Raw genomic sequence first — 2933 nt, forward strand, 5'->3', positions numbered from 1 at the left:
GGGGGGCGTGGGCCAGTCGACGACGGGGAGGTCGGGGAGGCCGAGGACGGGGGCGATGCAGGTGTTGGCCTCCTGGCGCCACGTGGTCGCCCAGACGAGGTCGTAGCGGTCGGTCAGGGCCAGCAGCGCGGGTCCGTGGTCGGGGTTGAGCCAGACCCGCAGGGGCCGTACCGCGGACGCGGGCAGGCCGGGGTGCTGGGCGATCCAGCCCTCGGGCTTCATACGGTGGGTGGTGTAGCCCTCGGGGCGGCGTTCGGGCTGGGCGGCGTAGGGGTTGAGGGGCCCGTCGACGTCGAGGTAGAGGAGGGCGCGGCCGGTGCCGCCGGCGCCGCTCATGATTCCCCGCGCCGGCGTCGTTCACGGCCGGCCCGCGTGCGTTCGTACTGCAAGGCCCTTCCCCCTCACCCCGGTTGCGTGCGTGAGTGAAGAGTCGCCCGCCCGCGCCTTCCGCGCCAGCCGCTTCGCGCTTCCCGTCCGTGACAGGCCTGTTGCCGGAACTGTGGGCTCCGCCACAGCCGTTCACCCTCCGTACTGCTGAACTCGGCGGACCCGTGAACGAGCGGTCAGGAGGCCGGGATGTCGTCCTTGCATCGGCGCCTGCGGGGGTGCGCCACGCTGGCGGGACTCGTGGTGCTCGCCGTGTACGCCTGGGGGTTGCTGCACCTGGCCGGCGCGGTCCTGGAGGCGGAGGACGGCGGCACGGGTTCCGCCCCGCTGCCCCCGTGCCGTGGGAGCGAACAGGCCTTCCACGTCATCGACTACTCGGTGAGCTACCTCCCCCTCTCCTTCGACTGCGAGCTGAAGGGCGGCGGCAGTTACCCGGCCGAGGCGATCCCCGGGTACGTCAATCCCGTCGCCCTGGGCTCCGCCCTCGCCGCAACCGGCTGTGCCGTAGCCGCCGCTTACGCGACGGAGCTGCGGCTGCGCGCCAGGGCACGCGAGGGCGAGAACCCCTAGGTGCGGCGGGCGGTTCAGGCCGCGGGGGCCAGTTCCGCCTTGCCGAACAACAGCGCGTAGCCGGAGGGCAGTTGGGAGAGCAGCCGATCGACGAGCTCGTCGCCCACCAGCCTCGGCAGCACGCTCAGGACCGAGCTGACGTCCCAGCGGGCCGTCGCCGGCGTAGCGCCCTCGATGCGGGCGGCCACGGCGTCCACGAACTCCGGTGCCGTCAAGGGCCTGTTGAGCGGAATCCGGGAGGCGACAAGCCTGGCGGCCTCCTCGGGCAGGGCCCGGGCGAGGTCGACACGTTCGTCGCCGGTGACATGGTCGCCGAGGGCGCAGAGGACGACGCGGACGACCTCTTCCGCCTCCGCCGTGGTCGCGTACTGTCCGGCATCCCGCACGGCGTCGACGAGGTCGCTCCACCGTGTCGTTCTGGTCGCTCGTTCCGCGCTGAGTGCGCTCATGTACGGGTCTCCTGGGGGTCGTTGCGCCCCGCGGGCGGACCGGCCGGGCCCGCGGGGGCGCGACTGCCTTGTACGTTCTTCGGCCGCCGCAGTCAGCGGCTGATCTGCTTGCGGCCGCTGTCGCCGCCCGTGATCTGGATGCGGCGCGGCTTGGCCTGTTCGGCCACGGGGATGCGCAGGGTGAGGACGCCGGAGTCGTAGGAGGCGTCGATGCGTTCCGTGTCGAGGGTGTCGCCGAGGAAGAGCTGCCGGGTGAAGGAGCCGGTGGGGCGCTCCGCGACGATCATCTCCGCGCCCTCGGGGGCGGGGACGCGGCGCTCGGCGCGGACGTTCAGGACGTTGCGTTCGACGTCCAGGTCGATCGTCTCGGGGTCGACGCCGGGGAGGTCGAAGTGGACGACGAAGTCGTCCCCCGACCGGTACGCGTCCATCGCCATCGCGGCGGGACGGGCGGTGGAACCGAAAACCTGCTGCGTGAGGCGGTCGAACTCACGGAAGGGGTCGGTACGCATGAGCATCACAGTCCATCTCCTTTCCACAGACTGTCCGGGTGCGATGCCCTACGCCTTCTTATATAGCTCGGAGCCAGGAAACTTGACAAGCCCCGACTCAGGTCCGGTTGCCGGACCGGGTCCGGAGTTAGCCTCGACCCAAGCGTCAGGAGGAGGCAGACATGGCGAAGGTTCCCAGCGCGCTGCTCGCGGCGGGCGGTCTCGTCGGCGGGTACGGCGTGGCCCGCTGGACGAGGAAGCGGCAGCTCGGCGGGGCGGTACTGGCCCTCGCCGGGGCCGCGGCGGCCCAGCAGTGGCGAGAGCGGGCCGGCGGCAAGGCGGCCGGGGCACTGTCCGCCGCGTACGTGGCCGCCTTCGCCGGGTCCCACCCGCTGGCCAGGAAGGTGGGCGCCTGGCCCGCGGTGTTCAGTGCGGCGGGCGCGGTGGCCCTGGCGTCCTGGGCGGTGGCCGACCGCAACGCCTGAGGGGTCTCACCGGTCTTCCCCGGCCCGGTGGGTCAGTACGTTCACGACCCGGCCGTTCGGGTCCCGCACGAAGAAGCGGCGTACGCCCCACTCCTCGTCCCGCAGCTCCCGTACGACCTCCGCGCCCGACGCCACGACCTGCGCGTACACGGCGTCGACGTCCTCGACCTCGACGCTCAGGTCGGGGACGACGGGCGCGGTGCGCTCCTCGGTGAGGAAGCTGATCTGGGCGGTCGGGTTCGCGGGCGAGGCCATCGTCACCACCCACCCCATGTCCATGACCTCCTCGAAGCCGAGCAGGCCGTAGAAGTCCCGGTTGGCGGTCAGGGCCGCCGCGGACTCGACGTGGACGTCAGGCATGATCCTGCGAATGCTCACGGCACGGCTCCTTCTTCATGTCGTAGAGAACGCTGCGGGCCGGTGGGGGCTGGTCGCGCCCCTGGGGTGGGTGCAGTCACCCGGACCACGTACGAACCCTGGCCTACGAAGGGTCGTCGAGCAGCTGCGGGTCCGTCGTGGCCGGTCGCGCAGTTCCCCGCGCCCCTGGGGGG

At 72.2% G+C, this 2933-nt stretch carries 5 protein-coding genes and 1 pseudogene; 2 read left to right on the top strand and 4 right to left on the bottom strand.

Features of this window, described 5'->3' with window-relative positions:
* A pseudogene (locus AOJ26_RS38475) lies at positions 1–336 on the bottom strand (hypothetical protein); the annotation flags it as partial.
* A 240-nt stretch (positions 337–576) separates the two neighbouring features.
* Between AOJ26_RS38475 and AOJ26_RS38480 the strand changes: the two are divergent.
* Positions 577–957 (top strand): hypothetical protein, encoded by a 381-nt coding sequence (locus tag AOJ26_RS38480; protein WP_053852987.1) that lies wholly within the window; start codon positions 577–579, stop codon positions 955–957.
* A gap of 14 nt (positions 958–971) precedes the next feature.
* On the opposite strand, the gene AOJ26_RS38485 is transcribed toward AOJ26_RS38480, so the two are convergent.
* Positions 972–1406 carry a DUF2267 domain-containing protein gene (locus tag AOJ26_RS38485; RefSeq protein WP_053852988.1) on the bottom strand — a complete coding sequence of 145 codons (435 nt, stop codon included), beginning with the start codon at positions 1404–1406 and terminating at the stop codon, positions 972–974.
* Positions 1407–1498: 92 nt separating this feature from the next.
* On the bottom strand, positions 1499–1924 hold the full coding sequence (locus tag AOJ26_RS38490) for an Hsp20/alpha crystallin family protein (RefSeq protein ID WP_053852989.1): 426 nt from the start codon (positions 1922–1924) through the stop codon (positions 1499–1501).
* A gap of 155 nt (positions 1925–2079) precedes the next feature.
* Between AOJ26_RS38490 and AOJ26_RS38495 the strand changes: the two genes are divergently transcribed.
* Positions 2080–2382 carry a hypothetical protein gene (locus tag AOJ26_RS38495; protein ID WP_053852990.1) on the top strand — a complete coding sequence of 101 codons (303 nt, stop codon included), beginning with the start codon at positions 2080–2082 and terminating at the stop codon, positions 2380–2382.
* 6 nt (positions 2383–2388) lie between these two features.
* Here the strand turns inward: AOJ26_RS38495 and AOJ26_RS38500 are convergent, their stop codons facing one another.
* Positions 2389–2760 carry a VOC family protein gene (locus AOJ26_RS38500; protein ID WP_053852991.1) on the bottom strand — a complete coding sequence of 124 codons (372 nt, stop codon included), beginning with the start codon at positions 2758–2760 and terminating at the stop codon, positions 2389–2391.
* Between the last annotated feature and the right edge of the window lie 173 nt (positions 2761–2933).

The organism is Streptomyces sp. NRRL B-24085, assembly GCF_001282115.1.
GTDB lineage: Bacteria > Actinomycetota > Actinomycetes > Streptomycetales > Streptomycetaceae > Streptomyces.